The 18,500-nt window shown below is 40.1% G+C and carries 29 protein-coding genes; 18 read left to right on the top strand and 11 right to left on the bottom strand.

The genetic code is table 11. From position 1 onward, the window contains the following. Nucleotides 1–34: 34 nt before the first annotated feature. From H5202_RS07935 to H5202_RS07890, 9 genes are all read right to left on the bottom strand, one after another. Nucleotides 35–634 (bottom strand): hypothetical protein, encoded by a 600-nt coding sequence (locus H5202_RS07935; RefSeq protein WP_182771609.1) that lies wholly within the window; start codon nucleotides 632–634, stop codon nucleotides 35–37. Further along, complete coding sequence (locus tag H5202_RS07930) at nucleotides 627–1,220, bottom strand: hypothetical protein (RefSeq protein ID WP_182771608.1); 594 nt, start codon at nucleotides 1,218–1,220, stop codon at nucleotides 627–629. Before H5202_RS07930 ends, H5202_RS07935 begins: the two co-directional genes overlap by 8 nt. Before the next feature lie 48 nt (nucleotides 1,221–1,268). Next, nucleotides 1,269–1,766, bottom strand: coding sequence for a hypothetical protein (locus H5202_RS07925; RefSeq protein ID WP_182771607.1), 498 nt, complete (start codon nucleotides 1,764–1,766; stop codon nucleotides 1,269–1,271). Nucleotides 1,767–1,769: 3 nt separating this feature from the next. Continuing rightward, nucleotides 1,770–1,970, bottom strand: coding sequence for a hypothetical protein (locus tag H5202_RS07920; protein ID WP_182771606.1), 201 nt, complete (start codon nucleotides 1,968–1,970; stop codon nucleotides 1,770–1,772). Between the two features lie 102 nt (nucleotides 1,971–2,072). After that, the gene (locus H5202_RS07915; RefSeq protein WP_182771605.1) at nucleotides 2,073–2,813 is read right to left on the bottom strand and encodes an ATP-binding protein; all 741 of its coding nucleotides are present in this window, start codon (nucleotides 2,811–2,813) and stop codon (nucleotides 2,073–2,075) included. A gap of 2 nt (nucleotides 2,814–2,815) precedes the next feature. Continuing rightward, a complete protein-coding gene (locus H5202_RS24205; protein ID WP_259397237.1) occupies nucleotides 2,816–3,733 on the bottom strand; it encodes a replication protein in 918 nt (305 codons plus the stop codon). Nucleotides 3,734–3,857: 124 nt separating this feature from the next. Continuing rightward, nucleotides 3,858–4,073 (bottom strand): hypothetical protein, encoded by a 216-nt coding sequence (locus H5202_RS07900; protein WP_182771604.1) that lies wholly within the window; start codon nucleotides 4,071–4,073, stop codon nucleotides 3,858–3,860. Further along, complete coding sequence (locus tag H5202_RS07895) at nucleotides 4,070–4,636, bottom strand: phage regulatory CII family protein (protein ID WP_182771603.1); 567 nt, start codon at nucleotides 4,634–4,636, stop codon at nucleotides 4,070–4,072. The genes H5202_RS07900 and H5202_RS07895 overlap by 4 nt, the downstream gene beginning before the upstream one ends. 17 nt (nucleotides 4,637–4,653) lie before the next feature. Beyond that, nucleotides 4,654–4,872, bottom strand: a complete 219-nt coding sequence (locus H5202_RS07890; protein WP_182771602.1) for a Cro/CI family transcriptional regulator — start codon at nucleotides 4,870–4,872, stop codon at nucleotides 4,654–4,656. A 106-nt stretch (nucleotides 4,873–4,978) separates the two neighbouring features. Between H5202_RS07890 and H5202_RS07885 the strand changes: the two genes are divergently transcribed. The 18 genes from H5202_RS07885 to H5202_RS07805 all read left to right on the top strand — a co-directional run bounded on the left by H5202_RS07885 (nucleotide 4,979) and on the right by H5202_RS07805 (nucleotide 15,820). Next, entirely contained in the window at nucleotides 4,979–5,704 is a 726-nt protein-coding gene (locus H5202_RS07885; RefSeq protein ID WP_259397238.1) for a helix-turn-helix transcriptional regulator, read from the top strand. A gap of 29 nt (nucleotides 5,705–5,733) precedes the next feature. Further along, entirely contained in the window at nucleotides 5,734–6,141 is a 408-nt protein-coding gene (locus tag H5202_RS23950) for a superinfection immunity protein (RefSeq protein ID WP_220493801.1), read from the top strand. Between the two features lie 245 nt (nucleotides 6,142–6,386). Then, nucleotides 6,387–7,121 (top strand): endonuclease, encoded by a 735-nt coding sequence (locus H5202_RS07875; protein ID WP_182771600.1) that lies wholly within the window; start codon nucleotides 6,387–6,389, stop codon nucleotides 7,119–7,121. A gap of 473 nt (nucleotides 7,122–7,594) precedes the next feature. Beyond that, nucleotides 7,595–8,641 carry a hypothetical protein gene (locus tag H5202_RS07870; RefSeq protein ID WP_182771599.1) on the top strand — a complete coding sequence of 349 codons (1,047 nt, stop codon included), beginning with the start codon at nucleotides 7,595–7,597 and terminating at the stop codon, nucleotides 8,639–8,641. Nucleotides 8,642–9,612: 971 nt separating this feature from the next. Further along, a complete protein-coding gene (locus H5202_RS07865; protein ID WP_182741638.1) occupies nucleotides 9,613–9,969 on the top strand; it encodes a hypothetical protein in 357 nt (118 codons plus the stop codon). Next, nucleotides 9,962–10,147 (top strand): hypothetical protein, encoded by a 186-nt coding sequence (locus H5202_RS07860; RefSeq protein WP_182771598.1) that lies wholly within the window; start codon nucleotides 9,962–9,964, stop codon nucleotides 10,145–10,147. Before H5202_RS07865 ends, H5202_RS07860 begins: the two co-directional genes overlap by 8 nt. Nucleotides 10,148–10,305: 158 nt before the next feature. Then, on the top strand, nucleotides 10,306–10,485 hold the full coding sequence (locus H5202_RS24200) for a hypothetical protein (protein ID WP_259397236.1): 180 nt from the start codon (nucleotides 10,306–10,308) through the stop codon (nucleotides 10,483–10,485). A gap of 21 nt (nucleotides 10,486–10,506) precedes the next feature. Further along, a complete protein-coding gene (locus tag H5202_RS07850; protein ID WP_182771597.1) occupies nucleotides 10,507–11,196 on the top strand; it encodes a hypothetical protein in 690 nt (229 codons plus the stop codon). Further along, the gene (locus H5202_RS07845) at nucleotides 11,193–11,561 is read left to right on the top strand and encodes a hypothetical protein (protein WP_182771596.1); all 369 of its coding nucleotides are present in this window, start codon (nucleotides 11,193–11,195) and stop codon (nucleotides 11,559–11,561) included. The genes H5202_RS07850 and H5202_RS07845 overlap by 4 nt, the downstream gene beginning before the upstream one ends. After that, nucleotides 11,561–11,893, top strand: a complete 333-nt coding sequence (locus H5202_RS07840) for a hypothetical protein (RefSeq protein WP_182771595.1) — start codon at nucleotides 11,561–11,563, stop codon at nucleotides 11,891–11,893. The genes H5202_RS07845 and H5202_RS07840 overlap by 1 nt, the downstream gene beginning before the upstream one ends. Further along, nucleotides 11,890–12,204 (top strand): hypothetical protein, encoded by a 315-nt coding sequence (locus H5202_RS07835; protein WP_182771594.1) that lies wholly within the window; start codon nucleotides 11,890–11,892, stop codon nucleotides 12,202–12,204. Before H5202_RS07840 ends, H5202_RS07835 begins: the two co-directional genes overlap by 4 nt. Beyond that, nucleotides 12,201–12,590, top strand: coding sequence for a hypothetical protein (locus H5202_RS07830; RefSeq protein ID WP_259397235.1), 390 nt, complete (start codon nucleotides 12,201–12,203; stop codon nucleotides 12,588–12,590). Before H5202_RS07835 ends, H5202_RS07830 begins: the two co-directional genes overlap by 4 nt. Further along, the gene (locus tag H5202_RS07825) at nucleotides 12,587–13,534 is read left to right on the top strand and encodes a phage N-6-adenine-methyltransferase (protein WP_182771593.1); all 948 of its coding nucleotides are present in this window, start codon (nucleotides 12,587–12,589) and stop codon (nucleotides 13,532–13,534) included. Before H5202_RS07830 ends, H5202_RS07825 begins: the two co-directional genes overlap by 4 nt. After that, nucleotides 13,531–13,773 (top strand): hypothetical protein, encoded by a 243-nt coding sequence (locus H5202_RS07820; RefSeq protein ID WP_182771592.1) that lies wholly within the window; start codon nucleotides 13,531–13,533, stop codon nucleotides 13,771–13,773. Before H5202_RS07825 ends, H5202_RS07820 begins: the two co-directional genes overlap by 4 nt. Continuing rightward, nucleotides 13,770–15,275, top strand: a complete 1,506-nt coding sequence (locus H5202_RS07815; protein WP_182771591.1) for a DNA cytosine methyltransferase — start codon at nucleotides 13,770–13,772, stop codon at nucleotides 15,273–15,275. The genes H5202_RS07820 and H5202_RS07815 overlap by 4 nt, the downstream gene beginning before the upstream one ends. Before the next feature lie 8 nt (nucleotides 15,276–15,283). Next, complete coding sequence (locus H5202_RS24195) at nucleotides 15,284–15,409, top strand: hypothetical protein (protein WP_259397234.1); 126 nt, start codon at nucleotides 15,284–15,286, stop codon at nucleotides 15,407–15,409. Continuing rightward, on the top strand, nucleotides 15,409–15,612 hold the full coding sequence (locus H5202_RS07810) for a hypothetical protein (RefSeq protein ID WP_182771590.1): 204 nt from the start codon (nucleotides 15,409–15,411) through the stop codon (nucleotides 15,610–15,612). Before H5202_RS24195 ends, H5202_RS07810 begins: the two co-directional genes overlap by 1 nt. Next, a complete protein-coding gene (locus H5202_RS07805) occupies nucleotides 15,605–15,820 on the top strand; it encodes a helix-turn-helix transcriptional regulator (protein ID WP_182741651.1) in 216 nt (71 codons plus the stop codon). Before H5202_RS07810 ends, H5202_RS07805 begins: the two co-directional genes overlap by 8 nt. Here the strand turns inward: H5202_RS07805 and H5202_RS07800 are convergent. Together H5202_RS07800 and nlpI are read right to left on the bottom strand one after the other, a co-directional pair. Next, complete coding sequence (locus H5202_RS07800) at nucleotides 15,817–17,022, bottom strand: tyrosine-type recombinase/integrase (protein WP_182771589.1); 1,206 nt, start codon at nucleotides 17,020–17,022, stop codon at nucleotides 15,817–15,819. The two genes, H5202_RS07805 and H5202_RS07800, sit on opposite strands and share 4 nt — an antisense overlap. A 350-nt stretch (nucleotides 17,023–17,372) precedes the next feature. Continuing rightward, a complete protein-coding gene (nlpI, locus tag H5202_RS07795) occupies nucleotides 17,373–18,284 on the bottom strand; it encodes a lipoprotein NlpI (protein ID WP_182771588.1) in 912 nt (303 codons plus the stop codon). Nucleotides 18,285–18,500 lie beyond the last annotated feature (216 nt).

Genomic DNA, 18,500 nt, shown 5'->3' with positions numbered 1-18,500 from the left:
GCTGAGTCGGTAAATTGGATTGTGGCAACTGTCATCAATCTAACCTCAGGTTATTGGCACTATTGTCGTAAAAGTTTGCAACGGATAGAGCTGCTCTGTCTGCATCGGCTAACCCACATTTAAACAGCGCAGCAACTAGCTTTTCAATCAAATCGAACTCCCCATGAATAATGGCTTGCTGTAAGCGTACGAGCTCTGTGGTATTGGCTAAATTAATACCGGTACCGCCGCAAGAGTCACATTCATAAACATAAAACAGCGGCTTAGTATTACCCGCCCCATTACATACCGGGCAACGTGGTAAAAGCCTTATTTTTGTTTTAATGGCTTTGTTACTTTGCACCAGTTGGTGAAATTGTGATGTAGATAAAATGCCCTCTTTGCAGTAATGATTAAACCGTTGCATGGCTGTTGACTGACGAGCCAGAGCGTTTATTAATCTAGTATTTAATCGCTCTAGCGGTTCAATTCTATGACTATCGGCGTTGCCAATAGCGCTATGATCATCAAGCTCATCCTGAATAACTCTAATCGATGAATGCACCCCACAAGCAGCCTCATGACAGCCAATAGACTCAAGATGCTCAGCCTCTACGTTAAGTCGAACAACAAGGTCCTTAACAGTATTAATCATTACTAGCGACTCCAAAATGCTCATTTTTAATAATGTTCAGTATTTGGTACCCATAGCGCTCAGCGGCATTCACTTGGTTATACAAATCATCAACAGCATCCATATATAGATCATAAAACACTTTGCTAAATTGCTCCTGGGTAACCAAAACATTCACCATTGACGAAAACGTACCGGCTAGATTATTTGTCGTGTTTAATCTCACACCGGTGCCAGCACAATTAGGGCAGCCACTGTATGCATCATAACGACGAGGTAATCGGTACCCAGTGCCATTACACGCTTTGCAGGTTCTTGAATTACATACTTCGGAAATAACCATCAACGCCAAGGCATTCGCCGCTTTTGGCTTTAAATTTTCAGTAACAAACCTTGCCGACAATGCTGAAATCAGAGTGTTTTTCATATCGATATCATCATTCACTCTGGTTTCTAATACTCTGGCACCAATCGGAAATTTACCTTGGATCATAGCAATAACCCCTATTGCGTCATCTTTACTAAACACACCAAACCCACCCATAACGGCCGCGATATCGAGCGACTTAGGTGAAATCAAACAAAATAATCGCTCAATTGATACCATCTAAAAATCCTTATTAAGCACAAGCTTTAGCGTTGAAATAACAGATAACTAGCCGAACAATGCAATCAATGCTGCATCACGGGTATCTTCATTACTGCGCCCAGTCCAACCTGTTATCTTATTAAAATAGGCACTATTCTTTTTGGCTGCTTTTATAGGCCCACGCAGTGGTTTAACTAGCTTTACCGTTACACCATTATCTTCTAGCAGTTCTTTTATTAATCTGGCAGTGGCTTTCACTTTGCCCAGGTCTTCTGCAATGCTCATATTCACTTTAGCCGCGGACCCGCTTTGGCTGGGTGCGTGGCCAACAAACTGCAACAATGGGCTTTGTCCTTTATTAGCCTGCTTTAGCCGCTTAGGGAAAACAGGCTTTTTGTTATCCACATCCTCAAGTAGTACCGTCACCAAGCCTTGTTGATTATCTAAACCCACCACATAAGCAATCAATTCACTAAACCCAAGACTCTTAAGAAATAAAATTTTTCCATTAACCACTAAGGCCACACCACTTTTCGTCAAATCAGGGTCTATACCTATTTTCATAAACTAAACACCCCTGAACTTATTGGCTATATCATGTAAATACGTGTTGGCTAATTTTCTACCATTCACTTTGTCGCTTAAAAATAATGACTCATACTTTTCTGAAACTTGATGCTTCATCGATGCGGGGATAACCCGCATTTTCTTTAATATCCAAACAATATCTGTTTTGCCTTCGGCATTTTTCTCACCACTCCAAAACAACGGGTAATCCTTGCGCTCTAACCTATGCGGTTCTTTTTTGGTGTAGGCGATTTAACTTCTTTAATCCCACTGTAAAAATCAGGGGAATTTTCGCTGAGTTGTTTAAGCGCCATTCTTTTTACGCCCCCTGTAACTAGGCCAGTTAAATGGCACTGCAACACTCACCGCATCTTGAACACGTTGGTAACCACGTTCACCGAGCAGCTCGTGCAACGCCTTTTGGTTTAGGTTGGTAATAAACCCTGTTGGTCTACGACCGTATAAGCGTTTATCGATAATCCGAGTTAACCAAAGCACTTCATCGGCGCTACCACGTTGTAAGCCAAGCTCATCAATTACCAGTAGCTGGGGTTTCATAAATTCAGCAATCAGCTTTTCCTCGGTTAACGATTTATCGCTGTAAGACATACGCAACCTGGCAAACAAATCCATAACGCTGATCAACACCACAGAGTAACGTTTGCGCATTAGCGCATTGGCCATCGCGCTGGCTAAATGATTTTTGCCCGTGCCTGGCGTACCCAAAAACAAAAAGCCTTTTCCGGTTGCCAATAACTCATCAAACTTATCAACATAACGCTTGGCAATATCAACGACTCGGCGCTGTTCATCATTTTCAATCACATAATTATCAAACGTGCATTCTAAAAAGTGAGTATTCAACCCACTCGAACCCATCAACTTTTCAATGACACGTTGCTGGTGAGCAGCAGCAGAAGCAATCTCAGACTGACGTTTCTCAGCAGCAATAAGCTCGCGATCAAACGGTTTAACATTTTCTGGGCAGCCCATTTTTTTTAATAAACGGTGTAGCTCAGTTGACACTGAAGGCGTCGAATTCATGTTCATAGCTCCGTATTAAAATCGTTAGCAAAGTCAGCGTATGGATTGTGATCAACACTATGTGCAGGAGTGTGCAAAGGGTTAACTTGTCGATTAACAACTTGAGGAAGCGGCGTCAGCCATGTTTTAGTTCTAATAAACTTAGTAACACCGAGTACGAATTGACCTGAAGCATTAACGCCCCAGCTTGGGTCCCGCTGTGCTGCTTGGGCTAACCACTCAATGGCGGTTTTACAATCTTGATCAGTTAGTTTTTCAGATTTCCATGCAGTCCAGGCGGCTGAATCAGATCCACCCTTGCGGTGAATGGGGTATACTTTAAAAAAGTCATTAAACGACGATTTAGCACAAATATCTTTTTGTCTTTCTTTTGTAGTATTGTCTTTCTTTTGTGGGGGTCTATATTGACAGGTTTTACTGTCTAAACTGACAGTGCCATTGTTCAAATCGACAGGTTTTACTGTCTGTTTAGACAGGTCGGATATGTTAGCGAGTTTAGGCTTTTTAGTGAGTTCAGGTTTACCTTCCCACTCTGACACAATGTTATTAATGCCTAACTTTTTGCCCTCTTTAATTAAAATATTACGCTTTAAAAGGCCACCAGCAATACGAGAAATATTGTTTGCATCAATGCCTGTCATCTCTTCAATTTGGCTATACGATATCCAATCAAGCGCTTTACCAAAGCCATAGGTTCTGCGTATCACTGATAGCAATACACGGCTTTCTCTATCGCTCAATTTTGTCATGCAGAGCTTGTCCACCAGCGTGTTAGACAGTCGTAAATAACCATCATCCAAGTCTGCTTTCACAACGACACCCCGCTCACACTCATTATTACTATCAGCAACTGGCCTAAACGGCACTACATTGCTATTCACATCGCTATTGACGCAATCAGCTGTTCTTTGTAACATCATTAAACCTCTACGGTATTAAGCCCACGGCCTCCACAGCTCTAGTGGGCTTTCTTATTTTTTTGTTAGTTATAAATCAATTAAAGTCACGAATTCGACAGCCAACTTACAGATGAATACTTATCACTTAAGTGATTTGAGTTGATCGACGCAGTTTCCCGTTTATCACTAATCGTTCATGGTCATGACGGCAATCGGCATCACAAAAATGACTATTAGGCCCAACAGGCTCAATGCAGTAATGACAAAACCCATTGAATGGCAATACAGGCTTACGCACTTGTAATGCAGCGGCAAAATGAAGATCGGCTTCTTTAGCGGCATCATCGGCAGCATCACTCATGCGGTCACCTTGACTGAAACATCTGAATTAATGCCGGGGTTGAATTTCACGGTATTGAGTTTTGCGGTAGTCGCTTGGTTAGATGTTGGCAATTCACGCACTTGGCTGCTTACGACTGCCTTTAGTGACAACACCTCACGAACGGTATTGGTTAACTCGCGCCCAATAGATTCAAATTCATCATGAGTAATCACGCCATCAGCCCGTGATGCTCTAATTTCAGCTAACGCCATGCCCATTTGCTCACTAATTTTAAGCAGCTGATCACTTAACTCTTCATCGCAATTAACGGCCTCTGGTAGCTTTACAAATACCCCGCCACGCTGACTACACCATGCACTTAATATCCGGTCGTCATTAGCAATATCGGTAAGGTGAACAGCATCACGCAAGTACAAATGATTACTGTCGTTCTCTGGGTTTAATTTGTTGTACATCACTCCAGGTTGTTGAAACAGCGTGTTAGCTAACTTATCAACACCGAACTCATGACCCAGCGCATGGGCCGCATAGAGAGGATCAGTACATGAAAGGGTTTTGCGCTTTAATGTGCGAGTTGTCATCAGTGTGTATATCCTTCTTAACAACGACTAGAAACGTCAATTTTGTGAGAGGGAGCTGATTCAATTGCTTTGGTTGGATGAACCGTAAGCTCGCTATTTGTTAGTCGCTCAATTTGAAACGCTCGCAACTCAGGCACTTCTTCGCCCCACTGGCAAACAGACGAATGTGTAATCCCGAGTTTTTTTGCCAAGTTAGTCTTAGTCTTGAAAAAAGAAACCGCATCAGACGTTTTCATAATAGCTCCATAAAGTTAGTTTTCTAACATTACCAACAAAAGGTTTCTAATGCAAAATAAATGTAAGATTACTAACTATAAATATTTAACTAATATAGAGGCGCTCATGAGTTACCAAACTGAATTGCTTGGCGATAGAATTAAGCGTCGAAGAAAAGAACTTAAGCTAACTCAAAAGAGTATTGCTACAGCTTTGAAAATAACGCCTAGCTCTATTACTCAGTGGGAATTAGGGATGAATACCCCAAAAGGTATAAACCTTATAAATTTAAGTAAAACACTCGATTGCACCCCTGAATGGTTGCTAAATGGTGAAGACGTAACAAGTGCACCAAATGAACCTAATGCAGAGTGGCATGCAGGTTTTGAGCTATGGGATAGCAATACACCATTAAGGGATGACGAGGTGGCACTGCCTTTTTTTAGGGAAGTTGAATTAGCTGCAGGTGATGGATCTACATTTGTACAAGAAAACCATGGTTATAAATTACGCTTTGCCAAATCTACGCTGAAAAAGAGTCACGTTGATCCGCAAAATGCGGCGTGCGTCACAGTTGCAGGAAATAGCATGCTTCCAGTGCTTCGCCATGGAACTACTGTTGGCATTGATACGAGTAAAAAGACTATTATTGATGGTGAGATGTACGCTGTCGATCACGATGGAATGCTGCGAGTTAAAATGCTCTATCGCCTACCTGGTGGTGGCGTTCGCATTAAAAGCTATAACAATGATGAGTTCCCAGACGAGTTTATCCAACCAGAAAAGATGCAAGACATCAATATAATAGGGTGGGTTTTTTGGTGGTCAGTACTAAACGTTTGGAATAATTAAGTTTATCAAAACATGAAAAAGGATTTTGTATGTTTATTGTAAGGCTATTGATACTGCTGTTGTTAACCGGGTTTACCTACCAGTTAGGCCAACTACCCGTTGGTAAGCTTAATGATTTTGGGATACTTGTATCTTATCTGTTTTTTTTATTTGCTATCATCCTATACTTCTTTCCAATGTATGAAGCCTACATCAATAAACAGCCAAACTTTTATTCTATTTTTGCACTTAACCTCTTTCTAGGTTGGACTCTTCTCGGTTGGGTCGCGGCATTGGTATGGGCAATTAAAAGCCATGACCCTATAAGAGTGGCTGCCGAAAATACTCCTAGGCCGTCAAGAATTATAAAATCTAAAGAAACAAAGCAATGCCCATTTTGTGCAGAAGATATATTAATTGCAGCAATAAAGTGTAAACACTGTGGCAGTGAAATATGACTAAGCTTGGTGGAAACTCTAATGCATTTATAGATATAAATAATTAATCAATGGTCCTCTCCGATCACAACTTAGCATTAGATACGCATTTTAGTATAGATGATCATAAACAGCTTCATTTGGTGAGGAAACGGGTTAAGGACTAACATATTTCTGCCCCCAAATGAGTCAAATTATCCGTCGGTTTGGTATAGATACTAAAAGTAAGGCATTATCTAGCTACTCTATTTCTAAGATATTTATTTATGACTATTTCTAAGATTATACTTCCCCTAACACTTCTGATTTTTAGCTTTGCAGCCGTTGCAGAAGGCAATATATCTAACGATTCATTCAGTAAAGCCAAAAAGATACTTGAACGCCAGGTATACCAAGACCATCGAGTGACTATTTACTGTGGGGCTAATTTTGATGATAAAAAGAACATTGAAGCTCCAGAAGGTTTTGTTACTACTATTCATTTAAAAAGAGCTAAAAAAGTTGAATGGGAACATGTGGTTCCAGCCGAGAACTTTGGCCGTGCTTTTAGCGAATGGCGTGATGGTCATAACGAATGTGTTAATAGCAAAGGAAAGCCGTTTAAGGGAAGAAAATGTGCTGAGAAGATGAATACAGAGTATCGATATATGCAGGCCGATATGCACAATCTTTTCCCTGCTATTGGTGCCGTCAATGCGCTACGTAGTAACTATAACTTTACTATGCTGCCATCTGCGAAGTCTGATTTTGGTAGTTGCGACATGCGAATTGATGATCGCAAGGCACAACCTCCTGCAGGAGCTCGTGGCATTATCGCTCGAACATATATGTATATGGAACAGACTTATCCTAAATACAAAATGAGTAAGCAACAAAGTCAATTAATGCAAGTTTGGGACAAACAAGATCCTGTTACTAGATGGGAGTGTAAACGTTCTAAACGTATTGAAAAGCTTCAAGGTAATGCAAATAAAATTGTAGATAGTCGATGCACAAGCTGATTTGCAGGTTATTTTAACAAACAGCTACCTCATTTATGCCCCAAAGTTGGTTAGAACCAAAGCTCTATTTAACAGTGCTTGCCTTCGTTTTCCATACAAAAGTTAATCGATATTGCACTTCTACAGAGACCATTATTTACTTGCTAGATTGCATAATCTAATGAGCTGGTTTTATATACAGTTATAATGCGTTTTGGCTTAATTTTAATAAAATAGCTCAATAAATAAGCCTGAAGTGGTAAGTGAAATTATATGGGTAAACTTAAGCTATTGATTTTATAATAAATAAATTAAATTAGTGATTTTATGAACACTTTATTTAGGCAACCTCAGTTTGTTTCTGGGTTTTGAGAATGATTTATCGCTTTACATCAACGACATAGTAAATGTAGGATGATATTAATCAATAACTTAAGCTGCCGACTTTATTTGACGAGCCGTTCAATAAGCTGTTATAACAATTTTGGAAATAGATGAGTAAGCCGAAGATTTCGTTAGTTGTAGGAAATGGATTATCCATGAGTTTCGGTCACTTTAGCGGTTTGGCTCGCGAGTGGAATACGCAGGAACCAATTTCTTGGAATATTTCTTGTCCGTCAGCCGGTAATGCATTTTTAGACAGTCTGCCTAGGTTAAAAGTATTAGCTGAACGATATCAATCTGTCTCTGATTTTGAGATTTTCGCGAAAGCTCTTAATAAAAATGTATGTGAAGAGCATAACATTGACGTATTTATTACGCCGTTAGAAGCTCGTCATTTCTTGACCATAGCTTTTTCTATATATGCTTTAGAACAAATGCGTATTTTAAAAAGCCATAGGGCTTGGCCTTGGTACAATTGGATAAAGCTACACAATAATGAGATACGATCTGCCATATCCCTAAACTATGATCTTCTTTTAGAGTCGATATTTGATGATCTCAAGAAACAATATTTTTCATTACAAATCAATCACCATGGATACGGAATTCCTTTAGTTAAACCTCATGGTTCCGTTGATTTTGAAATAGCCCCAAATAGCATCTCATATTCCGCATCTTACCCATTAACTAATTTTGTTGATTTGAACGACTCTCAAATAATTAGATTGGATCGAGATAATCTAGTTTATCCTCGCTCTCAACCGCTTTGTATAATACCGAACGAAGCAAGTAAATACACAAATTACCAATGGGTTGCACGAGCGAACAAATTATTCAATGAAGAATTAGTAGTTTGTACTCATTGCGTCTTTATCGGAATATCGTATTTTCCATGTGATAGACCAGAGATAGATGCAATTATTGAATCTTTGCCAAAATCGGCTCAGATAATAGTAGCAAACCCTAATCCTCCAGCCGAATTCATGGAAAAAATAAAAGGTCGCCCAGTTCTGGTCTGGGATTCATATGACGGCCCTGTAGATAAAAATGGTAACTTATTGGTTCTAAAGAATATTAAGACTGGAAACAAGCTAGTAAACTGCTTTTGTGGTAGTGGGCTGAGTTACCATTATTGCTGTGGAGATCAATTGTTATAACAAGGCAATCAACGCGGATTTGGGTACGCTGTCACCTTTTTCGCTTACGCAAAAAAAGCCGCCAGCGAACCCAGACCGGTTATGGCAGAGTTAATCTAAATTCACCATACTTATCATAATGCGAATAGTGAGTGTTAGATCTTAGGCACTAACACGCTTCTGTCCAAAAGTGTTTTAAAAGTGATCAAGCTTTATTATCAAAAAATTAAATTTGTCCTATGATAATTTATCAAACTATTGAGTTATTACCGTTCATGACAACCTTAATTTTTATCAAACTACAATTATTGTCTTACACATTTAGCATCAACAATCTGAAATAGCAGATAAAAAACGACTTAATGATAGGCCACTTCAACTAACATAGATTTATATACAACCATACTAAAAACCGCTTCGGCGGTTTTTTTATGCCTGAAAACTTGCTGTCACAGCCTGTAATTCCTCCCATACATATACGCCCCCCAAAGAATACACTTCCCACCCTATTCATTTATAACCCACATCCTGTACCCAATCTTTCAAGAATCAAGAAAACAAACAAAATGTTAGTTTTCTAACTTTACTGATTGACACTCAATAGTTAGTAAACTAACATTTGTTCATTGATTAGATACTGTCTCACAGAAATACTAATCCGCTCTTTAACAATCAGAACCATGAACGACTAAACACCGCCTTGGTGCCGTAACTGATTACGGTACCAAGACAGTACTAGGTCACTCCAAGTGTTCAGCGATGGAGGACAGAAATTCGCTGAGTAGGTTTTACAGCTGCCATTTGTCACTTGCACTAAAAAAGCAATCGACACGAGTGGTAGCGATAAAACCAAACACGTTCATCAACCAGGCAGGTAAACCATGTTTGTTATAAACAGCCAGCAACCCGATTTTATCGACTTAATTATTCAACTTATTGCCAAATTAATCCCATTCGATTTGTTCTAACTAACCATTTAATGCGAGGAATGTATGGAAACTAACTATCAAGAAAGTAAATCAGTAACAGAAGCAAAACTGATAATGAATCTTGGCATGGCGTGTCGCCTCGCATTAATGCCGAATCTAATGAAGTGCCCTACCGTTCGCCAACGTGCAACAGAGCTTGAGCAGTACTTAAAAAGCAACACATGCACTGAGGTGTTCAAAATAAACTTTATTGAGTTCACCGGTCAGTTAAATGAAATAAGCAGTATGAGAGTGAATTGCGTGAATAAAGTGCTTTTATTCAGATTAAAACAGCAAGAAAAGCCAGTGATACACATCAGTAACAGAATAAGCGACTGGAAGAATAGACAACTTATTGCAGCAGAGGTGGGTCATGAGTAAACAACCCGCAACGTTGGAATGGTGCGACAAGAAGCTAGCTGAAATGGAGCAGATGATCAGCGACTTTCCTGAACATCGAAACCGACTAATAAGATTAAAGTCAGGTTTTATGGTGACCAAAACGCGATTAACTGCAATCCACCAGCAACATCAATCGTCGCGGTTAATGAGGGCTTAGCTATGTTTTTTGTATTCTGAGTAAGCGAAACATTAGTTAAAAAAGCAGCAGATAAAAAATGCAGCAGATTCACAGGTACTTATCCAAATAGACGAGAGCTAACTATTGATGAATACCAAAAAAAGCTAGCGAAAACCCGTGATGAACTGTTTGCCAAAATGAAAGCACAAAAGCTAAGTCACAGCTTATCGACCCCACGTTTAGCTCAGCAATACGCAGAGCTAACCAAAGCACAAGAACAGTGCCGTGATATTGAAATTAGATACCGAAAACCAACAGGCGCCATTAACCCAAAAACAAAAAAAGAAGTTTTGGAATGGTCAACTTACATAGGCTAACAATCGAAGAGAGCAGCGATTATGAATATATTGTTTAACAACCAATATTTAGAAATGCTTTATGAATTTATGGGGAAAGGTGACATGCGTTACTGCTTGAACGGGTTCCACGTCAAGCCACACTCAGGACAGGGCGTGGTATTAACGGCAACAGATGGGCACCGTTTAGTCACTATTCACGATAAAGAAGGATTCAGTGATGGTGAGTACATATTCCCAATTAGCAAAGGCTTGTTGTCGGCATCAAAGAAAAAAGGTCGTGGCATTTTTTCATCAAAAAATATCATCATAATTAAAGGAAAAGCTCTAGTTAACTCTATTGAATACAGCGAATTCCCTTTAGATGAAAGTATCTTAGATGATGGTGAGTTTGTCAGTTACATCGAATTCATTAAGCCAATAGATGATCAATGTCCAGTGGCTAGCCGGTTATTTAAAAGTCTAGGCGAACCAAAACCAACGAAAAATATCGGCCTTAACACTCATTATCTAACTGGCTTAAACAAGCTTACATCGATGCAAAAATATGGCGCTGTATCTGTTTATCTTTATAGCTCTAATGATGCAATTTTAGTAGTTGCAGGGCTAAACCGTGAAGTAGTCGCGCTGATAATGCCTGCGCGCTTGGAGAAGTCGCCACTTAATGTACCTGAGTTCGTTTTAGAGTGCGGTCGTGAAGCTGGGCAACTACAACAAGGGGTTGCAGCATGAGCCAACTCACTCAAAAGCAAATAGCAGCGCGAGCCTACTACCAGGCGAACCGTGAGCGGATCCTCGAGCAAAAGCGCGGAACCTATCAGCCTAAACAAAAAAAGCCTGCCGTGTTGAAAGTCACTAACTCAAAACCTGTTGTGCAACAACCAACAGTGACCAAAGCAGACATTGAATGGGATGGCCAGTTAAAAAGTCGCAATTGCTTCAATGGCATCATCAACGACGACACTGAATACCGCGACCGCAAAGTAATCAATAAAGCCATTAGTGATCAAGCAAAAACAAAAGCCGCAGCAAGACGCCGTTCTGAAGACATCAAACTAGCCCTAGAGTTAGGTATTAGCATCGAGGATTTAGCGTAATGGATATGCCAACACCCTGCCCGCATTGCGGGAATGTCGTTGAACTAAACGACATGGTTAGTCACCCCAATGAATTTAAATCTATGCTTTGCGAAGATTGCCACGATTTAATCGAAACTGAAAACAACCAAGGTTCTTTCACTGATGATTATGGCAACAAGTTAACTTGGGTTGCGACACCTGATGATGGGTTACTTGAGATTTACGTCAATGGCAAAAATATCACTACATGGGGTTATGAAGATGATCCTGAAGCTTTGTTTAGTGACTTTATGGCTATATGGAATAAAGCCCAGGCATCAACTAAAAGTAGTAATGGCGGTGCAGCATGATAGTTAACTTGCATATAGCTAACAAAGTTATACAAAAAGAGTTTTCATACTCATTTGAATGCGGACTTTATGAAATAAAGCCTTTCAAAATTGTTAGACGCCCTACTGGAACTTCTGGTCAAGCCAAAAGTAGGTATTACTACATGGCTTATTTCACTGGGTTTGGTGACATGCTCGATATCCATAAAAAATCAATCAATGGAGTCGAATCACACGAGCCAATAATTCGTCGGTTTAACAAATCATTTAACCCGAAGAAATTAACATGGATTGGTAATGTAGCAATGATTTCACAAGGCGGTGCAGCATGAACTACCTCCTCCCAGGCTTTGAATCAATAAACCGAATTGAATCCATTCTGTCTCTTACCCGCATTAGATCACCAGAAGTTATCGCCGCATTAAAGCTGTATTACACAACGTCATTACCAGCAGAACGTTGTACAGCGCGTCATAAAATTGAGCTTTCAAACTTCGTACGCAACCAAAAGAAACTCGAAAAAACTGCCGCTGTCATTGAAAGCGTCAAAGCTATGGATTGGCAAAAGCAAATGGCTAAGTTATCCGCTGCAGAATCGAGAATTTCTGAGTTAGAAGACTTAGTTATTCGAGCAGCCGATTATCTTAATGCTAGCGGTATAAATGAAAGTTTAGAAGCTGAAATGCATAAAATTATTCATAGAGAGTCAGCATTATGAAGGCCACCAGCCAATACGCACAATCATTAGCCGAACTAAAAGCTCGGCCAACTCATTACTTAAAAGAAGTGGGTGATCAGTGGCAAACGCCTCCAGCGTTGTTTTGGGGAGTATTCGCAAAGTTTGGTCCCTTTGTACTCGATATATTCAGCGATGGTGAAAATAACAAATGTGCTAACTACTACACAGTAGAGGATAACGCTCTGATTCAAGACTGGGCAAAAGACCTGAATGGTTGCAAAGGTTTTGCTAACCCACCTTATTCGCGCTCAAGCTACGATGACAAACAAGCTATTACAGGTATGCGTAACATCATTGATAAAACACGACTTGAGCGCGACAAAGGTGCCAAAGTAATTTATCTCATAAAGTCAGCAACCAGCGAAGTTTGGTGGCCAGAAGATGCCAATCACGTTTGCTTCATTCGCGGCCGCATCAGTTTTGATCTTCCAGCTTGGTTTAAACCAGCTAACAAAACCCAATCAGCATCAAGTGCAGGATTTGCTTGCGCAATTGCTATATTCGATAAGGATTGGCGTGGTGAACGTATGAGTTACATCAACAGAGATGACTTATTACGTGATGGTCAAGTCATGTTAGAAATTATCAATGTAGCGGCTTTTCACACACCGACCGCTACAACAATCAAAAATACTGTCGAAATCATCCAAGACGATACCGAAATAGGTGAACAAATCGATATCGAACAGCTCATTGCCAAAGATGCTGAAACCGAACCGGCTACAACTAAATGGCCAAGTGAAGTGCGTTACATCGTAGAGGAATGTTTTAAAGCAAACCCGAACAAACACAATGATCATCGTGCTCATGTCTTATTAGAGCTCGCAAATAAAAGACTGCTCGAAAAGATGCGCCCAAGTCAAATCATAGCAGAGCTAAACACAATGTTAGTTCAGTGCGAACCAATGGGAGATGCAGCATGAATAAGGTAACCAAAACATTCAGCACCAAACAAGGGGTTGTCACAATATCAGATCCATTCTTCACGCTTATGGCTGATCAACCGCAAGTTGAAGTGACATACAAGCCAAACAACTATTGCGGTTGGGGCATGTGTAAAACCTACAACGCCATTGAAGTTAGCGACTTTACCCAAGCTGATGCAGAGCTCTTTGCCAGCACCGCTGATTCAAAACTACGCATACAAGGGAAAGCAGCATGAATGGATTAATTGTTGATAACTTTTGCGGCGGTGGAGGTGCTAGTACCGGTATTGCATGGGCGATTGGACGTAGTGTTGATATTGCTGATAATCATGATCAAGATGCAATTGCGATGCATACAGCGAATCACCCCGACACATTACATTATTGTGAATCAGTATTTGATATTGACCCAGTGCAAGCCACTGCGGGTAAGCCAGTTGATTTAGCATGGTTCTCACCTGACTGCACGCATTTCAGTAAAGCTAGAGGAAGCAAACCAGTTAAAAAAGAAATTCGCGGATTAGCTTGGGTTGCTGTTCGCTGGGCGTTGAAAGTTCGCCCCCGTGTGATGATGCTAGAAAACGTTGAAGAATTTAAAACATGGGGTCCATTAATTGAATGTCCAGTAACGGGTGAAATGCAGCCAGATCCTGAGCGAAAAGGCGAAACCTTTAATGCATTTGTAAGCATGTTAAGCACAGGCATAGAAGCAGATCACCCATCTATAGCTGAATGTGTGGATACATTAGGATTGATTGATACTACTAAGCTGATAAAAGGTAGAGGATACAAAGTTGAGTTTAAAGAACTAAGGGCCTGTGACTATGGTGCCCCAACAATACGTAAGCGCCTATTCATGATCGCACGTTGTGATAAACAGCCAATAATTTGGCCAAAAAAGACTCACGCAGCACCACATGACCCAAGAGTGCTATCCGGTGAATTAAAACCGTGGGTAACAGCTGCCGATAAAATCGACTTTTCATTACCTTGCCACAGTATATTTTTAACTAAAGAAATGGCAAAAGAACAAGGTTTGAAGGTTAAACGTCCACTGGCTGACGCAACCTTAGAACGTATTGCTATTGGTACAATTAAGCATGTACTAGAAAACCCTAATCCATTTATTGTCGAGATAGCAAATTGGTCAAGTAAGCGCAGCTATAGCATTAATAAACCGCTTAAAACTATTACTGCATCACCTAAAGGAGGTGCATTTTCTTTAGTCGCCCCATTTATGGTGCACTTGCGTAAAAATGTCAAACCAACCTCATTAAATGATCTAATGCCAACTATTACCGCAGGTGGTACACATCATGCTGAGGTAAGGCTAACTATGGTTGCGCCAGGTGAAAGCGGGTTAACTGCCGAACAAGAGGCTGGAGCAGTACAAGTTAGTGCATTCCTAATGCGTTACTACTCAAGTGGTGGGCAGTGGAGTTCGTTAGATGACCCGCTAGCAACCATAACAACCAAAGACCGAATCGCGCTAGTGACAGTCACATGGAACAACAAAACCATGGTGATCATCGATATAGGCATAAGAATGCTAACCGCGCGCGAACTTTTCAGCTTACAAGGTTTTCCATCTGACTACATTATCGATGGATATAGCGGGAAAACTAACAAGACCCAACAGGTTGCAAGATGTGGTAACAGCGTACCGCCGCAGTTTGCCGAAGCCCTTGTCCGTGCAAATCTTCCAGATCTTTGCATTAACACCGCCAAAGCGGCATAGGAATAAGCATGAAAGAATCAGAAGTCATTAGAAAAGCACTAAGCCAGTGGTATAGCCAGCCCCGAGATCGAGTCTATTCATGTCAACAATTTATGAAAGCGTTAGCCGAAAAATTGGCCAAGGAAGGTAAATAATGTCAATGAATAAAATGCTCAACCAAGCACGACATGAAGTGGCGTTGTTAACCAAGCAAAATAATGAACTCAAGAATCAAATTGAGCAATTAAGCCGAAGACCTGAGTTTGACTTGTCAACAGTACATGGTCGTGAACAAGCAGTAATAAAACTATTAGAGAATCAAGTAAAAGCAGATCTGATTGGAGGTAACCATGAATAAATCAACATCGGTAGCAGCAAAAGGCTATTGGAACACTAAACATTTAGCTGAACGCTACAACTGCTCAACAAGAACAATATTCCGCTGGATGAAAAGAGAGGAATATCCATTCCCACAACCAAGACTACTTGCAGCTGGTAGCCCGAATCTCTGGGCTATAGATGATGTAGAATCGTGGGAACTTAGTCGAATGAATAGTGCTGCTTAATCATTTTCAATGGTAGTTAAGCGATCAAACCATGCAGAATACGCCACACCCTGCTCACTCAAATACGCATGATGGTCATAAACCTGCCACTGGCCTGGTAACTTATGTCCAAGTATTATCTCGGCAATGTGTGGCTCTGTTAATGTTGAAAGGTTTGTTCTTGCTGTTTTTCGTAAATCATGGACTGACCAATGTGGCATATCAAAATCCATGTTTTTGCGTAACCATTGATTGATATTGTAAGGCAAAGATAATGGAGCAGATCGACCCATAGGCTCATTTGTGCCAGCGTTATTAAATAAATAGTCGCTATCGCTTAACAACATAGCTTCTTCAATGAAATGTACAATCTGAGGAATAATAGGTCTTACTAAAGGTTTGTTTGTTGTTTTACCTGTTTTATGATTTTCAGGTGGAACTGTCCATACCATTTTCACCATATCAAAATCAGACTTTTTAGCCAGCCTAAGCTCTCCATTTCGACAACCAAGTACTAAGCATAGCTTGAGAAATAATTTGTTTTTATGCGCGATACGCGAGTGATTTAATGCTAATAAAAAAAGCTTTATTTCATTATCGTTAAATGAGCGTGAACCAACATTCTTATTGATATTTAAATCTGCTCGAGGACTTATGTCATTTAACACATTTTCTCTTATCATGCGGCGTTTAGCGCCCCACTTGAGCATTTGTTTGGCGTTAGTCAGCAATCTGTGAGCAATAGCAGGTGTTTTCTTTGACTTATTTTCAATAATTTCTAGCCAAGTCTTTAACAGTATTTGATCTACAGGTATTTTGCCAATCTTAGGGAGTATGTGTAATTCAAAAGAACGCTTCACTTCAAAATGGCCGACTTTATTCTCAGCACAGTAACTCTCATACCAATCATAAAAAAGTTTGCTTACTGTGATCGCAGTAATAATTGCATTCTTCTCCGTTACTTTTACAACTTTAGGGTTGTAACCTTTCTCTAGCTCTGCACGCAATCTCGCGCATTCTATCCTGGCATCTTTAAGCCCTAATGATGGATAAGAGCCTAAATCTACCCTACTTGCTTTACCTACATAACGATATCTAATTTGAAACGTGATCTTGCCTTTTGGTGACACTCTCACACTTAAACCATCGCGATCTGCTTTTTCAAAAGCCTTATCGTGATCTTTAGATAAAATTGACTTTAACCATGTGTCTGAAAGCGCCATGCCATAACCTTTTAACCAGCTTTGTGTACAAACTTTTTATCATTAAGCTTGTATAGTACAATTTTGTACGCAAATTTGTACACATTTTTGCTGGCTTAGATGGGCTTTCTTTGTCTCAGGTTGTCTTTGCGAATTAACTATAAACACTGATAAATAAGGGGCTTACGTAGGATTTTGTCTTAAACTGGCGTTGGCTGACTTAGTGGCTATCGTTTGGGTGCGAAATGATGGCGAAGGTACGACGCTTGTCGACCTCAACTTTATTGCCTGACATGTTAACCTTGCACTAGCCGCTAAAAAAGGCGCAAATTATAGCGCCTATCGGTAGAATTGGCTAGGCAAAGTGTTTTTTAGCTTTTCGATGGCAAATCGCTGGACTGAAGAATCATATTTTTCATTCTAGCTAATTCAATTCTCGCATAGCGATGCTCAACAAAATCATAAATATTGGTGGCTAGCGTTAAACGATAAAAATTAGCAGCTTGCTGATATTGGCCATTTTCAGCTGCGTGTTTAGCTAAGTAGAAATACGCTTCACATAAACGTTCGGCATATTCTTTTGGCTGAGACAAGCCTTCTTTCGCAGCTGCAAATACTTGTTCTTGATTGATCTTACCTAAATAAAAATCGACTAACACACTGGCCCAATCTTGATCCTTTAACTGCTGACGCTGTATCCCAAGATCAGCTAAGGCCAGCTTGCTATCAATAGATGAAGACATCAAATACAGCCACAAAACTCGATAACCGTCACTAGGATCACGATCATAGAAAGCTTTCATATCATTAACGGCTAATTCAAAACGTTCGCCATAATATAATGCAATACCACGATTTAAAAAGGCATAGTCATAGTTTGGTGACAATTCAAGAACACCATCAAATGCTTCATAAGCACTGTCGAACTCACCTTCTTGAGTGTAATAAATACCAAGAAAGTTATACGCATCGGCTAGATCGGGTTGTAATTTTAATGCTTGATGAAAATCGATTCGGCCAAGTAAACGCAATCCCACACTGTCGTAAATGACCCCACGATCGTAATGAAAACGTGCACGTTGCTCGTCAGTTAACTCCATGGTAGCCAAAATTTCATTTAGCTTTGCCAGTGTCACTTCCAACTTATAGTCAGGCATGACAGGAGCAACAATCATCTGCCCTGCAGTATTATCATTTGAACCTAACGTTGCAGCACACCCTGACAACAACATACTTGCACCGACAACAACGGCAACGATTGTGGTGCGTAGTTTACATTCCATCCGCTTTACCTTATCAGGTTCTATTAATATTCAATATCATAGCAATCTGGCAATCTAAGAGCCATGCACATTACAGATTATTTTTTTATAGATAAAAAAAAGGAGATCAAATGATCTCCTTTTTTGTCGTTAAGCCTTTAAATTACATTACTCAGCAGTTTCTTTCGCTTGAGCTTCTTTAATTGATAGTCTTACACGACCTTGACGATCCACTTC

Origin of the sequence: Shewanella sp. SG41-4, assembly GCF_014164505.1 — a bacterium.
Lineage (GTDB): Bacteria > Pseudomonadota > Gammaproteobacteria > Enterobacterales > Shewanellaceae > Shewanella.
The sequence above is the reverse complement of the archived record's forward strand: the minus strand, read 5'-3'. Positions and strand labels throughout refer to the sequence as shown.